Here is a 12,379-nt window from a genome sequence, read left to right on the forward strand (position 1 = left end):
ACAGAGGATAAAGTATCATGACTAAAGTAGCTCTCATTACGGGTGTCACCGGACAAGACGGCTCTTACCTGGCGGAGTTCCTGCTGGAAAAAGGCTATGAAGTTCACGGTATCAAGCGCCGCGCCTCTTCTTTCAACACCGAACGCGTGGACCACATTTATCAGGATCCGCACGCGGGTAATCCGAAATTCCATCTGCACTACGGCGACCTGACTGATACCTCCAACCTGACCCGTATTTTGTCCGAAGTGCAGCCGGATGAAGTCTATAACCTGGGCGCGATGAGCCACGTGGCGGTTTCTTTTGAGTCACCGGAATATACTGCGGACGTGGATGCGATGGGCACTCTGCGCCTGCTGGAAGCCATTCGCTTCCTCGGCCTCGAGAAGAAAACGCGTTTCTACCAGGCCTCCACTTCTGAGCTGTACGGCCTGGTGCAGGAAATTCCGCAGAAAGAGACCACGCCTTTCTACCCGCGTTCTCCGTACGCAGTCGCCAAACTTTATGCTTACTGGATCACCGTCAACTACCGTGAATCCTACGGCATGTATGCCTGTAACGGCATTCTGTTCAACCACGAATCCCCACGCCGCGGCGAAACCTTCGTCACTCGCAAAATTACCCGCGCTATCGCCAACATTGCTCAGGGCCTGGAAAAGTGCCTGTACCTCGGCAATATGGATTCCCTGCGCGACTGGGGCCACGCCAAAGACTACGTGAAAATGCAGTGGATGATGCTGCAGCAGGAACAGCCGGAAGACTTCGTCATCGCCACCGGCGTGCAGTACTCCGTGCGTCAGTTCGTAGAAATGGCGGCGGCGCAGCTGGGCATCAAACTGCGCTTTGAAGGGCAGGGCGTGGAAGAGAAAGGCATTGTGGTTTCCGTCACGGGCCACGACGCACCGGGCGTGAAACCGGGCGACGTGATTGTCTCCGTTGACCCGCGTTACTTCCGTCCTGCGGAAGTAGAAACTCTGCTTGGCGACCCAACCAAAGCGCATGAAACGCTGGGCTGGAAGCCGGAAATCACCCTGCAGGAGATGGTCGGTGAAATGGTGGCCAAAGACCTGGAAGCGGCGAAGAAACACTCTCTGCTGAAGTCCCATGGTTACGAGGTTGCCATCGCGCTGGAGTCCTGAGCATGAATAAGAAACGTATCTTTGTTGCCGGCCACCGCGGGATGGTCGGTTCGGCCATCGTCCGCCAGCTTGGGCAGCGCGATGACGTTGAGCTGGTGCTGCGCGGGCGCGATGAGCTGAATCTGCTGGACACCAGCGAGGTAAAGGCCTTTTTTGCCAGTGAAAAAATCGACCAGGTGTATCTGGCGGCGGCAAAAGTGGGCGGCATCGTCGCCAATAACACGTTCCCGGCAGAGTTCATCTACGAGAATATGATGATCGAAAACAACATCATTCATGCCGCGCACACGCACGGCGTGAACAAACTGTTGTTCCTCGGCTCATCCTGCATTTACCCGAAGCTGGCGAAGCAGCCGATGGCCGAAAGCGAGCTGCTGCAGGGCACGCTTGAGGCGACGAACGAGCCGTATGCGATTGCTAAGATTGCCGGTATCAAGCTGTGCGAGTCCTACAACCGCCAGTACGGACGGGATTACCGTTCGGTGATGCCAACCAATCTGTACGGGCCAAACGACAACTTCCACCCGAGCAACTCTCACGTTATTCCGGCCCTCCTGCGCCGCTTCCATGAAGCCACGCTGGAGAATGCCCCGGACGTGGTGGTGTGGGGCAGCGGCACGCCGATGCGCGAGTTCTTACACGTCGACGACATGGCTGCGGCCAGCATTCACGTGATGGAACTGGATCGGGAAGTGTGGCAGGAAAACACCGAGCCAATGCTGTCGCACATTAACGTTGGCACTGGCGTAGATTGCACCATTCGTGAACTGGCGCAGACCCTGGCGAAAGTGACCGGCTACCGTGGGCGCGTGGTGTTCGATGCCACCAAACCAGACGGCACGCCGCGCAAGCTGCTGGATGTTTCCCGCCTGCATCGTCTCGGCTGGTATCACGAGATTTCCCTGGAGGCAGGCCTCGCCAGCACTTACCAGTGGTTCCTCGAAAACCAGTCGCGGTTCCGGGGGTAAGCATGTTTTTAAGCGCTGAGGATTTTGCCACCGTTGTGAGCGCTACACCGTTGATCTCCATCGATCTTATTGTCGAAAACCAGGCAGGCGAGTTCCTGCTGGGTTTGCGGACCAATCGCCCTGCGAAGGGCTTTTGGTTTGTGCCGGGAGGGCGGGTACTGAAGAACGAAACGCTGGCGAATGCTTTTATTCGGCTAACGGAGGCTGAACTGGGCAAATCGTTCACGCTGCTGGACGGGGAATTTTACGGCGTCTGGCAGCACTTCTACGGCGATAACTTCTCCGGCAAGGATTTTTCGACGCATTACGTGGTGCTGGGGTTCCGGCTGCGGGTGGACGACAAACGGCTCAATCTGCCGGCCGAACAGCACAAAGCGTACTGCTGGCTGACGCCGGAAGCACTGCTCAAGCGGGAAGACGTGCACGACAACAGCCGCGCTTACTTCATCACCCAGGGCAAAGGGAAGGTACCGGGCTTATGAAAATTCTGGTCTACGGCATTAACTATTCCCCGGAGCTGACCGGCATCGGCAAGTACACCGGTGAAATGGTGGAGTGGATGACCAGCCGGGGCCATGAGGTGCGGGTGATCACCGCGCCGCCTTATTATCCGGTCTGGCGCGTGCATCCGGACTACTCGGCATGGAAATACAAAAAAGAGCAGGGGAAAGCAACAGTCTGGCGCTGCCCGCTGTATGTGCCGAAGCAGCCTTCGACGCTGAAGCGTCTGATTCACCTGGGCAGTTTTGCGCTGAGTTCATTTTTCCCGCTTCTGGCGCAGCGTAGCTGGAAGCCTGACCGGGTGATTGGCGTGGTACCGACGCTGTTTTGCGTGCCGGGGATGCGCCTGCTGGCAAAACTGAGTGGGGCGCGGACGCTGCTGCACATTCAGGACTATGAGGTGGACGCGATGCTCGGCCTCGGCATGGCTGGCAAAACGCCGGGCAAAATTGCTCGTCTGGCCCAGCGCTTTGAAAAAAGTGGGCTGCACAACGTCGATAACGTCTCCACCATTTCTCGCTCGATGATGAATAAAGCCACAGAGAAAGGGGTCGACCCACAGCGGGTAATTTTCTTCCCTAATTGGTCGGAAGTAGCGCGTTTCCGCGACGTTGATCCTGAGCAAATCCAGGCCGTGCGTCAGGCGCTCAACCTGCCGGAAGATAAAAAAATCATCCTGTACTCTGGCAATATCGGTGAAAAACAGGGGCTGGAAACGGTGATTGAAGTGGCGGGCCGGTTCTCTGAAAGCCCGTATCTGTTCGTCATTGTGGGCCAGGGCGGCGGTAAAGAAAGGTTGGAAAAACTGGTGCACGTTCACGGGTTGAGTAACGTGGCGTTCCACCCGCTTCAGTCTTACGACGCGCTGCCCGCGCTGCTTTGCCTGGCCGATTGCCATCTTGTTATCCAGCGCCGGGGGGCGGCAGACGCCGTCCTGCCGTCAAAACTCACCAACATCCTGGCCGTCGGCGGAAATGCGGTGATTACCGCCGAGCCTGAAACAGAGCTGGGCCAGCTTTGCGAAGCGTATCCGGACATTGCGGTTTGCGTGATGCCTGAGTCCGCCGATGCGCTGGCGGCGGGCATTGAACGCTGTCTGCAGCTGCCCGCGGACAACACGACGGCACGTGAATATGCCGAACGCACGCTCGAAAAAGAGAACGTGTTAAGCCAATTTATTGCTGACATTCGGGGATAAATGATGAGTCAGTCACAACTCTATCCGGTGATCATGGCGGGCGGAAACGGGAGCCGTCTTTGGCCGCTGTCCCGCGTGCTGTACCCCAAGCAGTTCCTCTGCCTGAAAGGGGATCTGACCATGCTGCAAACCACCATCAATCGCCTGAACGGGGTAGAGTGCGAAAGTCCAGTGGTGATTTGCAATGAGGAGCATCGCTTTATTGTCGCCGAGCAGCTGCGCCAGCTAAGTAAACTGACCGAAAACATCGTGCTGGAGCCTGCCGGGCGCAATACGGCGCCGGCGATTGCCCTGGCCGCCCTGGCCGCGCTGCGTAATCAGCCGCAGCAGGATCCGCTGATGCTGATCCTCGCCGCCGATCACGTCATCCAGAATGAAGAGGCTTTTCGTGAGGCGGTGCGCTGCGCGATGCCTTACGCCGAAGCAGGCAAGCTGGTGACCTTCGGTATCGTCCCCGACCTGCCGGAAACGGGCTACGGCTACATTCGCCGTGGCGCAGTGGCCGCGCCGGAAAACGGCGCTGATGCTCTGGCGTTTAGCGTCGCGCAGTTTGTCGAAAAACCGGATCTTTCCACCGCCCAGGCCTATGTTGCCAGCGGGGAATATTACTGGAACAGCGGCATGTTCCTGTTTCGCGCGGGCCGCTATCTGGAAGAGCTGGCGAAGTTCCGCCCCGACATTCTGGCCGCCTGCGAAAAAGCCATGGCGGGCGTTGATCCGGATCTGGATTTTGTCCGCGTGGATGAGCAGGCGTTTCTGGCCTGCCCGGATGAGTCTATTGACTATGCGGTGATGGAAAAAACCGCCGATGCGGTGGTGGTGCCGATGGACGCGGGCTGGAGCGACGTGGGCTCGTGGTCCTCGCTGTGGGAAATCAGCGCCAAGAGCCCGGAAGGGAACGTGCATCACGGCGATGTCATCAGTCACGAAACCGAAAACAGCTACATCTATGCCGAATCTGGCCTGGTCACTACCGTGGGGGTGAAAGACCTGGTCGTGGTGCAAACCAAAGATGCGGTGCTGATTGCCGATCGTGACCACGTGCAAAACGTGAAGAAAGTGGTGGAGCGCATCAAAGGCGATGGCCGCCACGAGCACCATAACCACCGGGAAGTTTACCGCCCGTGGGGGAAATACGACTCCATCGACGCCGGGGAGCGTTACCAGGTGAAACGCATCACCGTTAAGCCGGGCGAGGGCCTGTCGCTGCAAATGCATCACCATCGCGCCGAGCACTGGATTGTGGTGGCGGGCACCGCGAAGGTCACGCTGGGGGATGAGGTTAAACTGCTGGGCGAAAACGAGTCCATCTACATTCCGCTCGGGATGACCCACTGCCTGGAAAATCCCGGCAAAATTCCCCTCGACCTGATTGAGGTTCGCTCCGGTACCTATCTGGAAGAAGACGACATCGTCCGCTTCCAGGATCGCTACGGGCGTATTTAATCCCTGACTAAAGACATGCTCCACGGGCCAAGAACCCGTGGGTTGGGTAACTGTTGCCCGAAGGAGCGAAATCATGCAGCAACTGACCTGTTTTAAAGCCTACGACATCCGCGGCCGCCTGGGCGACGAGCTGAACGAAGACATCGCCTGGCGCATTGGCCGCGCCTACGGTGAGTACCTGAAGCCAAAAACTATCGTGCTGGGCGGTGACGTGCGTCTGACCAGCGAATCGCTGAAGCAGGCGCTGGCGCGTGGCCTGCAGGATGCGGGCGTGGACGTGCTGGATATTGGCCTGTCCGGTACCGAAGAGATTTACTTTGCCACCTGGCATCTGAATGTGGACGGCGGCATCGAAGTGACCGCCAGCCACAACCCGATGGACTACAACGGCATGAAGCTGGTGCGCCAGGGGGCACGCCCTATCAGCGGTGACACCGGCCTGCGGGACGTGCAGCGCCTGGCGGAAGCCAACGATTTCCCGCCGGTGAATGAGGCGACGCGCGGCAGCTACCGGAAAGTGTCGGTGCTGGAAGCGTATCTCGACCATCTGTTCTCCTACATCAACGTCAGCCACATCAAGCCGCTGAAGCTGGTGGTGAACTCCGGCAACGGGGCGGCGGGCCCGATTGTGGACGCCATAGAAGCCCGCTTTAAGGCGCTCAACGTGCCGCTGACGTTCGTGAAGGTGCACAACACGCCGGACGGCAACTTCCCGAACGGTATCCCTAACCCGCTGCTGCCGGAGTGCCGCGCCGATACGCGCGACGCGGTGATTGCGCACGGGGCGGATATGGGCATCGCGTTTGACGGGGACTTTGACCGCTGCTTCCTGTTCGACGAGAAAGGGCAGTTTATCGAGGGTTACTACATCGTGGGTCTTCTGGCGGCGGCGTTTCTTGAGAAACAGCCTGGGGCAAAAATCATTCACGACCCGCGGCTGTCCTGGAACACGGTTGATATCGTCGAGCGTGCGGGTGGCCAGCCGGTGATGTCGAAAACCGGGCATGCGTTTATCAAAGAGCGGATGCGCGAAGAGGATGCGATTTACGGTGGGGAGATGAGCGCCCATCACTATTTCCGCGACTTTGCCTACTGCGACAGCGGGATGATCCCGTGGCTGCTGGTGACGGAGCTGCTGTGCCTGAAGGGTAAAACGCTGGGCGAGCTGGTCGCGGACCGGATGGCGGCGTGGCCGGCCAGCGGTGAAATCAACAGCAAGCTGGAAGCGCCGGCGGACGCTATTGAACGTGTACGCGCGCATTTCGGCCCGCATGCGGCAGAGACAGACCACACGGACGGCATCAGCATGTCGTTTGGCGACTGGCGATTCAACCTGCGGAGTTCTAACACCGAGCCGGTGGTGCGCCTGAACGTGGAGTCCCGCGGGGATGAAGCGCTGATGCAGGCGCGAACGCAGGAAATTATGGCGTTGCTGAACCAATAATCTGCCGTATTGAGGTGTTTGACCCTCACCCTGACCCTCTCCCTGGAAGGGAGAGGGAATATCAAGTGCCAGCTTTTCTCGCACTCTCCAGTGGAGAGGGAATAGTCAGGTGCCAGCTTTTCTCCTTCTCCCGTGGGAAGGAAATATCTGATGCCAGCTTTTCTCCCTCTCCCCCGTGGGGAGAGGGCTGGGGTGAGGGGGAAAACACCGATGCGACAACTTTCTAAGGTAAAACGATGACAAATCTAAAAAAGCGTGAGCTGCCAAAAACCAACGCATCGTTGATCTCTATGGTGCAACGTTTTTCTGACATCAGCATCATGTTTGCCGGGCTATGGATGGTTTGTAAGGCTAACGCTTTGCCTTTTCTCTATATGCACTTGCTGATGGCTTTATTGACGCTCGTTGTGTTCCAGATGATCGGTGGGATGACGGATTTTTACCGTTCCTGGCGTGGGGTAAAAATATCCAGCGAGCTCTTCCTGTTGCTGCAAAACTGGACGCTGAGCGTGGTTTTCAGCGCCGGGCTACTGGCTTTTAACAGCGATTTTGATGGCTCTTTCTGGGTCTACCTTGCCTGGTATGTCCTGAGCGGCGTAGGGATGGTTATCTGCCGCTCCTGGATTCGTTTTGCGGCAGGCTGGCTGCGTAACAAAGGCTTTAATACTCGACGCGTTGCCATTGCCGGCTCTCTGCCGGTCGGACAGCTGCTGGCGCAAAGCTTCAAGAATGAACCGTGGCTCGGCTTTAACGTGCTTGGGGTGTATGACGATGAGCCGCCTGCGGGCGCCCTGGTTAGCTATATTGGCAACTTCAATACGCTGGTGGCGGACGCCCGCAACGGCCAGATTGATAAAGTCTATATCGCGATGGAAATGAGCCACGAGTCGCGCATTAAAAAGCTGGTGAGCGAGCTGGCGGATACCACCTGTTCGGTACTGCTGATCCCCGATGTTTTCACCTTCAATATCCTTAACGCCCGCACCGAAGAGGTCAACGGCGTGCCGGTTGTACCGCTGTTTGAAACGCCTTTGAGCGGCTTTAACAGCGTGCTCAAACGGCTGGAGGATATCGTGCTGTCTTCTTTTATTTTGCTGCTGATTTCCCCGGTTCTGATTTGCATTAGCCTCGCGGTGAAGCTGACTTCACCCGGGCCGGTTATTTTCCGTCAGACACGCTACGGCATGGACGGCAAGCCAATCAAGGTGTGGAAGTTCCGCTCTATGAAGGTGATGGAAAACGACGCGGTGGTTGTGCAGGCCACGAAAGGGGATTCGCGCATCACGCCGGTAGGCAGCTTCCTGCGCCGCACCTCTCTCGACGAACTGCCGCAGTTTATCAACGTGCTGCTTGGCGGCATGTCCATCGTTGGTCCTCGCCCCCACGCCGTGGCTCATAACGAGCAATACCGCGCGCTAATAGAAGGTTACATGCTGCGCCACAAGGTTAAACCGGGCATTACCGGCTGGGCGCAAATTAACGGCTGGCGCGGGGAAACGGATACGCTCGACAAGATGGAAAAGCGCGTGGAATTTGACCTGGAATACATTCGCGAATGGAGCCTGTGGTTCGACATCAAAATTGTTTTCCTGACCGTTTTCAAAGGCTTTGTTAACAAAGCGGCTTACTGACCGGAACCCAACATGAGCCTGAGAGAAAAAACCATCAGCGGCGCAAAGTGGTCCGCGATTGCAACGGTGATCATTATTGGTTTAGGGCTGGCGCAGATGACAATTCTGGCCAGAACCATTGATAACCATCAGTTTGGCCTGCTGACGGTATCGCTGGTGATCATCGCCCTGGCCGATACGCTGTCTGATTTTGGCATCGCCAACTCGATTATTCAGCGTAAAGAGATAAGCCAGCTGGAGCTGACCACGCTCTACTGGCTGAATGTCGGGCTGGGCGTGCTGGTGTGCATTGCGGTCTTTTTACTGAGTGGGGTGATTGCAGGCGCGTTACATAACCCGGATTTGTCGCCGCTGATTAAAACGCTGGCCTTGGCTTTTATTGTTATTCCTCACGGGCAGCAGTTTCGCGCCCTGATGCAAAAGGAGCTGGAATTTTCGAAAATCGGCTCGATTGAGACGGTATCCGTGCTGGTGGGGTTCAGCGTCACCGTGACGGCGGCGATGTACTATCCGTTCGCCATCACGGCAATCATCGGTTACCTGGTGAATACCGTCGTTCGTACCTCACTGTTTGGCTTCTTTGGCCGCAAGATTTACCGCCCTGGATTCCGCTTCTCCCTGAAGTCGGTGAATTCAAACCTGAAGTTTGGTGCGTGGCTGACCGCCGATAGCGTGATCAACTACGTCAACACCAACCTTTCCACGCTGGTGCTGGCGCGTATCCTCGGCGCCAGCGTCGCAGGGGGCTATAACCTCGCCTATAACGTGGCCGTTGTGCCGCCGATGAAGCTCAACCCGATCATCACTCGCGTACTGTTTCCGGCGTTTGCCAAAATTCAGGACGACACGGCGAAGCTGCGGGTGAACTTTTACAAGCTGCTGTCGATTGTGGGCATCATTAATTTCCCGGCGCTGCTGGGGTTGATGGTGGTCTCCAATAACGTCGTTCCGCTGGTATTTGGGGAAAAGTGGCAGTTCATCACGCCTATCCTGCAGCTGTTGTGCGTTGTTGGCCTGCTGCGCTCCATCGGGAACCCAATCGGTTCGCTGCTGATGGCGAAAGCGCGCGTGGACATTAGCTTCAAGTTCAACGTGTTTAAAACCTGCCTGTTTATCCCGGCGATTATCGTCGGCGGCCAGCTCGGCGGCGCGCTCGGCGTGACGCTCGGCTTCCTGCTGGTTCAGGTTGTGAACACCGTGCTCAGCTATTTCATCATGATTAAACCGGTGCTGGGCTCCAGCTATCGGGAATACATCCTCAGCATTTGGCTGCCTTTTTATCTCTCACTCCCCACGCTGATTGTCAGTGCCGGGCTGGGCATTGTGCTGACCGGGCATTTGCCGCTGGCGGCCATGCTTGGCGTACAGGTCGCTGCCGGGGCGGCGGCGTTTATGGTGATGATTATTTTGTCCCGTAATGCGCTGATCGTTGAACTTAAGCGGCAGTTTTGCCGAAGCGAACGCCTGAAAGCGCTACTCCGCGCGGGCTAAGAACAACAAAGAGGGGAAACCACACGTTTCCTCTTTGTCATAAAGTCAGAGGTCGATATGAAATTACTTATTCTTGGCAACCATACTTGCGGCAACCGCGGCGACAGCGCCATTTTGCGCGGATTAATTGATGCCATCACTACGCTTGATGACGGTGTTCATGTGGATGTCATGAGCCGCTACCCGGTAAGTTCTGCCTGGTTGCTGGGTCGGCCGGTTCTGGGGGACGGACTCTACAAGCAGATGAAGCGGTATAACAACGCCGCCGGGCTGGTTGGGCGGGTGAAAAAAGTTCTGCGCCGTAAATATCAGCACCATGTGCTGGTGGCCAAGGCAACCAATACCGGGCGGCTGCGCAATATTGCTATCCCCCAGGGGTTTATTGATTTTGTGAAATCGCTGCAGGAATACGACGCGATTATTCAGGTGGGCGGCTCTTTTTTTGTCGATCTTTATGGCGTCACGCAGTTTGAGCACGCGCTGTGCAGCTTTATGGCCCGCAAGCCGGTTTATATGGTTGGGCATAGCGTGGGCCCGTTCCAGGAGCCGCAGTTTAACCAACTGGCGAACTATGTTTTCGGCCACGCGAAGTCCCTTATTCTGCGCGAAACCGTGAGCCTGGCGCTGATGAAGCAAAGTCAAATCGACACCAGTAAGGTGGAACAAGGGGTCGATACGGCGTGGCTGGTGGCGCAGCATGAAGAGGACTTTGTGCCGGGCTATGCGGTTAAGCACTGGCTGGGCGTGGTCGAGAAAAAGAAAACCGTGGCCATTACGCTCCGGGAGCTGGCACCGTTTGATAAGCGACTGGGCACCACGCAGGATGCCTATGAGCGGGCATTCGCCGAGGTGGTGAATCGCACGATTGAACAGGGCTATCAGGTCCTGGCACTTTCCACCTGTACCGGCATCGACAGCTATAACAAAGACGATCGCATGGTGGCGCTCAATATCCGCCAGTACATCAACCAGCCTGACAGCTACCACGTTGTGATGGACGAGCTAAACGATCTTGAAATGGGCAAGATTTTTGCTGCCTGCGAACTCACGGTGGGAACGCGTCTCCACTCGGCCATTATTTCGATGAACTTCGGCACGCCGGCAATCGCCATCAACTACGAGCACAAATCTGCGGGCATTATGCAGCAGCTGGGGATGCCAGAAATGGCGATTGATATTCGCCAGTTGCTGGACGGCTCTTTGCAGGGCGTAGTGGCGGATGTTTTGGGACAATTACCTGCAATTAACCAACGGCTTGCGACGGCAGTGAGCGCTGAGCGCGCAAACGGCATGAACATGGTGAAGTCGGTGCTTGAGCGAGTCAGGGAGGGGGCATGAAGGTTGGTTTCTTCCTGCTGAAGTTTCCGCTGGCCTCGGAAACGTTTGTGCTGAATCAGATAACTGCTTTTATCGACATGGGCTACGAGGTTGAGATTGTTGCCCTGCAAAAGGGCGACCTGACCAATACCCACGCGGCGTTTAAAAGCTATGGGCTTTCGGAAAAAACCGTCTGGCTGCTCGACGAGCCAGACGGTAAAGTCGCGAAGCTGAAAAACCGGGCGTGGAATACGCTGCGTGGGATTTTGCGTGGCAGTACGTGGCGAGCGTTAAATCGCACTCGCTATGGTGATGAAGCCCGCAATCTGATCCTCTCCTCGATTTGTGGCCGGCAGAAGCGGCCCTTTGAGGCCGACGTTTTTATTGCCCACTTTGGCCCGGCGGGCGTTACTGCCGCCAAACTCAAAGAGCTTGGCGTGCTTAACGGCAAAATTGCCACCGTGTTCCACGGCATTGATATCTCACACCGGGATGCGCTGGCTCACTATACGCCGGAATACAGGCAGCTGTTTGAGCGTGGGGATTTGATGTTGCCCATCAGCAATCTTTGGGCCAGCCGCCTGAAGAACATGGGCTGCCCGGAGAACAAAATTGCCGTATCCCGCATGGGCGTGGATATGGACAAGTTTTCTTTGAGACCCATGAAAATGCCGGGGGTGACGCTGGAGATTATCTCGGTGGCGCGGCTGACGGAAAAAAAAGGGTTACATTTTGCCATTGAGGCCTGCCGCCTGCTGAAGGCGCGGGGCGTGGCTTTTCGCTACAACATTTTGGGCATTGGCCCCTGGGAGCGTCGTCTGAAGACGCTGATTGAGCAACTGCAGCTGGAAGATGTGGTCTTTATGCCCGGCTTTAAGCCGAGCCATGAAGTGAAGGCGATGCTGGACCAGGCCGACCTGTTCTTGCTTCCTTCGGTGACCGGCGAGGACGGGGACATGGAAGGCATACCCGTGGCGCTAATGGAGGCGATGGCCGTTGGCATTCCCGTCGTGTCCACCGTTCATAGCGGTATTCCGGAGCTTATCGACGCCGATGAATCGGGCTGGCTGGTGCCGGAAAAGGATGCCTTTGCGCTTGCCGACACGCTCCAGGCCGTGGCTTCTGTTCCAGAACGCGATCTGCAGCTAATGCTGGCCCGGGCAAGAGATAAAGTCGCCGTCCAGTTCAATCAACAGGTTATCTACCAGCAGCTTGCCCGTCAGCTTCAGACGCTGTAAATCACC

Annotated in this window: 10 protein-coding genes; all 10 read left to right on the forward strand. The window is 56.8% G+C overall.

The genetic code is table 11. From position 1 onward, the window contains the following. Window positions 1-17: 17 nt before the first annotated feature. The 10 genes from gmd to wcaL all read left to right on the forward strand — a co-directional run bounded on the left by gmd (window position 18) and on the right by wcaL (window position 12,373). Window positions 18-1,139: a GDP-mannose 4,6-dehydratase gene (gene gmd, locus F3J29_RS02940; protein ID WP_039304664.1), complete on the forward strand. Its 1,122-nt coding sequence runs from the start codon at window positions 18-20 to the stop codon at window positions 1,137-1,139. A 2-nt stretch (window positions 1,140-1,141) separates the two neighbouring features. After that, entirely contained in the window at window positions 1,142-2,107 is a 966-nt protein-coding gene (gene fcl, locus F3J29_RS02945; RefSeq protein ID WP_166862863.1) for a GDP-L-fucose synthase, read from the forward strand. 2 nt (window positions 2,108-2,109) lie between these two features. Further along, window positions 2,110-2,589, forward strand: a complete 480-nt coding sequence (locus F3J29_RS02950) for a GDP-mannose mannosyl hydrolase (RefSeq protein ID WP_166862865.1) — start codon at window positions 2,110-2,112, stop codon at window positions 2,587-2,589. Beyond that, window positions 2,586-3,806 carry a colanic acid biosynthesis fucosyltransferase WcaI gene (gene wcaI, locus F3J29_RS02955; protein WP_166862867.1) on the forward strand — a complete coding sequence of 407 codons (1,221 nt, stop codon included), beginning with the start codon at window positions 2,586-2,588 and terminating at the stop codon, window positions 3,804-3,806. Before F3J29_RS02950 ends, wcaI begins: the two co-directional genes overlap by 4 nt. A gap of 3 nt (window positions 3,807-3,809) precedes the next feature. After that, complete coding sequence (gene cpsB / locus F3J29_RS02960; protein ID WP_166862869.1) at window positions 3,810-5,252, forward strand: mannose-1-phosphate guanyltransferase; 1,443 nt, start codon at window positions 3,810-3,812, stop codon at window positions 5,250-5,252. Between the two features lie 73 nt (window positions 5,253-5,325). Further along, window positions 5,326-6,696 carry a phosphomannomutase CpsG gene (cpsG, locus tag F3J29_RS02965; RefSeq protein ID WP_166862871.1) on the forward strand — a complete coding sequence of 457 codons (1,371 nt, stop codon included), beginning with the start codon at window positions 5,326-5,328 and terminating at the stop codon, window positions 6,694-6,696. A 236-nt stretch (window positions 6,697-6,932) separates the two neighbouring features. Beyond that, window positions 6,933-8,327, forward strand: coding sequence for an undecaprenyl-phosphate glucose phosphotransferase (gene wcaJ, locus F3J29_RS02970; RefSeq protein WP_166862873.1), 1,395 nt, complete (start codon window positions 6,933-6,935; stop codon window positions 8,325-8,327). Window positions 8,328-8,339: 12 nt separating this feature from the next. Continuing rightward, the gene (locus tag F3J29_RS02975; RefSeq protein ID WP_166862875.1) at window positions 8,340-9,818 is read left to right on the forward strand and encodes an MOP flippase family protein; all 1,479 of its coding nucleotides are present in this window, start codon (window positions 8,340-8,342) and stop codon (window positions 9,816-9,818) included. Between the two features lie 57 nt (window positions 9,819-9,875). Next, the gene (wcaK, locus tag F3J29_RS02980) at window positions 9,876-11,156 is read left to right on the forward strand and encodes a colanic acid biosynthesis pyruvyl transferase WcaK (protein ID WP_166862877.1); all 1,281 of its coding nucleotides are present in this window, start codon (window positions 9,876-9,878) and stop codon (window positions 11,154-11,156) included. Beyond that, entirely contained in the window at window positions 11,153-12,373 is a 1,221-nt protein-coding gene (gene wcaL, locus F3J29_RS02985; RefSeq protein ID WP_166862879.1) for a colanic acid biosynthesis glycosyltransferase WcaL, read from the forward strand. Before wcaK ends, wcaL begins: the two co-directional genes overlap by 4 nt. Window positions 12,374-12,379 lie beyond the last annotated feature (6 nt).

Origin of the sequence: Enterobacter sp. Cy-643, from assembly GCF_011752815.1 — a bacterium.
Taxonomy (GTDB): domain Bacteria; phylum Pseudomonadota; class Gammaproteobacteria; order Enterobacterales; family Enterobacteriaceae; genus Cedecea.

Bases quoted from the DNA above. Each gene is read 5' to 3' on its own strand.
- fcl (WP_166862863.1), top strand. From the start codon at position 1,142: ATGAATAAGAAACGTATCTTTGTTGCCGGCCACCGCGGGATGGTCGGT.
- wcaK (WP_166862877.1), top strand. From the start codon at position 9,876: ATGAAATTACTTATTCTTGGCAACCATACTTGCGGCAACCGCGGCGAC.
- wcaJ (WP_166862873.1), top strand. From the start codon at position 6,933: ATGACAAATCTAAAAAAGCGTGAGCTGCCAAAAACCAACGCATCGTTG.
- gmd (WP_039304664.1), top strand. From the start codon at position 18: ATGACTAAAGTAGCTCTCATTACGGGTGTCACCGGACAAGACGGCTCT.
- wcaI (WP_166862867.1), top strand. From the start codon at position 2,586: ATGAAAATTCTGGTCTACGGCATTAACTATTCCCCGGAGCTGACCGGC.
- F3J29_RS02950 (WP_166862865.1), top strand. From the start codon at position 2,110: ATGTTTTTAAGCGCTGAGGATTTTGCCACCGTTGTGAGCGCTACACCG.
- F3J29_RS02975 (WP_166862875.1), top strand. From the start codon at position 8,340: ATGAGCCTGAGAGAAAAAACCATCAGCGGCGCAAAGTGGTCCGCGATT.
- cpsB (WP_166862869.1), top strand. From the start codon at position 3,810: ATGAGTCAGTCACAACTCTATCCGGTGATCATGGCGGGCGGAAACGGG.
- cpsG (WP_166862871.1), top strand. From the start codon at position 5,326: ATGCAGCAACTGACCTGTTTTAAAGCCTACGACATCCGCGGCCGCCTG.
- wcaL (WP_166862879.1), top strand. From the start codon at position 11,153: ATGAAGGTTGGTTTCTTCCTGCTGAAGTTTCCGCTGGCCTCGGAAACG.